General features: G+C 50.7%; 1 protein-coding gene and 1 pseudogene. One reads left to right on the forward strand and one right to left on the reverse strand.

Annotated features, from left to right (window positions below; all coding sequences use genetic code 11):
• The first annotated feature begins 86 nt into the window (after window positions 1-86).
• Entirely contained in the window at window positions 87-1,451 is a 1,365-nt protein-coding gene (locus tag ACTG33_RS17110; RefSeq protein WP_439136479.1) for a class II 3-deoxy-7-phosphoheptulonate synthase, read from the forward strand.
• A gap of 39 nt (window positions 1,452-1,490) precedes the next feature.
• Here the strand turns inward: ACTG33_RS17110 and ACTG33_RS17115 are convergent.
• A pseudogene (locus ACTG33_RS17115) lies at window positions 1,491-1,967 on the reverse strand (FAD-dependent oxidoreductase); the annotation flags it as partial.

Consider the following 1,967-nt stretch of genomic DNA (forward strand, 5'->3'; position numbering starts at 1 on the left):
CAGAACGACGTATACCAGAACGACGTATACCAGAACGACGTATACCAGAGCGACTTATCAGACAGATATATTAGAGAGACTTAGACATGTCCCAAGTAACCCCTAAATCTGCATCCAGTGAATGGAAGCCTTCCAGCTGGAGAGCCCGTCCTGCGCATCAACAGCCATGCTACGAAGATCCAATGGCGCTCGCCGATGTGGAGACTCAGCTCTCAACATTTCCGCCTCTGGTTTTTGCCGAGGAGGCGCGTTCGCTGCGACGACAGCTGTCGCAGGTTGCCGAAGGTAATGCGTTTTTATTGCAGGGTGGTGATTGCGCAGAGACGTTTATCGATTTCTCTGCCAATAATATTCGCGATACGTTTAAGGTCATCCTGCAGATGGCGATTGTCTTGACCTACGCGGGTCGCAAGCCTGTGGTCAAGGTTGGGCGTATTGCGGGCCAGTTTGCCAAGCCACGCTCTTCAGATGTCGAAGTCCGGGACGGTGTCGAATTACCCAGTTTTCGTGGCGATATTATCAATGGTGCTGATTTCAGTGCTGATGATCGTGAAGTTGACCCGCAGAGAATGTTGCGAGCGTATCATCAATCCACGGCGACTTTGAATTTGCTACGCGCGTTTGCTCATGGTGGTCTGGCCGACTTGCACCAAGTGAATGGCTGGAATTTGGGCTTCGTGTCCGGTAATGAACTGTGTGAAAAATACCAAAAGCTGGCCCATGAAATACAGGACGCTTTGTCGTTTATGGAGGTCATGGGAATCAACAGCGAAAATACACCCGTGTTGCGTGAGACGGATCTCTATACCTCTCACGAAGCATTGTTGCTGAACTATGAAGAGGCGTTGACTCGTCGTGACAGCTTATCGGGGCATTGGTACAACTGCGCGGCCCATATGTTGTGGATCGGTGAGCGCACCCGTCAATTGGATGCAGCGCATGTGGAGTATATGCGTGGTATTCACAACCCGATTGGAGTCAAGATTGGACCAGGCATTACATCAGATGAGTTACTGAGACTGATTGATGCCCTTAATCCTAATAACGATGCGGGTCGCCTGACACTGATCACTCGCATGGGCGCGGATACACTGGCTGATAAACTGCCTGCACTGGCGAGAGCAGTAACTGCCGAAGGTCGAAACGTTGTTTGGTCCAGTGATCCCATGCATGGTAATACCGTGAAGGCAGGTAACGGCTTTAAAACCCGATCGTTTGATCGGATTTTATCCGAGATCCAGCAGTTCTTTGGGGTGTTGCGTGCCGAGGGTGCGCATCCGGGTGGTATCCATCTGGAGATGACCGGACAGCATGTGACTGAGTGTGTCGGCGGTTCTTATCGGGTATCCGAAAGTGATCTTGCAAAGCGCTATGAAACCCAGTGTGATCCGCGATTAAACGCGGATCAAGTTCTGGAAATGGCGTTTAATGTTTCAGAGCTGTTGCGCTAATACGACGCGGTGTTTGCTGGCGATAGTATCCGGAATCGTTTAGAGAATGGAGTTGGCGGCTCCGGCAATACGGTGAATCATTTTACGCTTCCAGTTGGGGCTGTTGGGATCGCTGAGAATAGCTTCTTCTTTAATTAGTGTGCCCAGAATGCTTTTATAGGCTATCCAGCGAAGAGGCTCTGGTTCCCATCGGCGCAGAACCTTTTTCATGCTGCTGCGGTGTGCCCACGGCATACTGCTCAATTCGGTATTTTTATTCAGAATCAAATCAACCAGGGTGCGGGCCATCAAATTGGATGCACCAACGCCTTCGCCAGCGTAGCCTCCAATGCTGCCAACACCTGTCTCAGGATCAAACAAGGCATGAGGACTTTTATTTCTCGGCATCCCCAGTGTGCCGCCCCAGTAGTGAGTGATTGGTGTTTGTGATAGCGCGGGGAAAAACTCCCGCATCAATGTGCTGATATCAGAGAAAATTGCAGCGCTGTCAGAAAATGTACTCTTGGGCTTTCCGCC

Origin of the sequence: Pseudomaricurvus sp., from assembly GCF_965662505.1 — a bacterium.
In the GTDB taxonomy this organism is placed as follows: domain Bacteria; phylum Pseudomonadota; class Gammaproteobacteria; order Pseudomonadales; family Cellvibrionaceae; genus Pseudomaricurvus.

Coding starts and splice junctions, on each gene's coding strand:
- ACTG33_RS17110 (WP_439136479.1), top strand. CDS start 87: ATGTCCCAAGTAACCCCTAAATCTGCATCCAGTGAATGGAAGCCTTCC.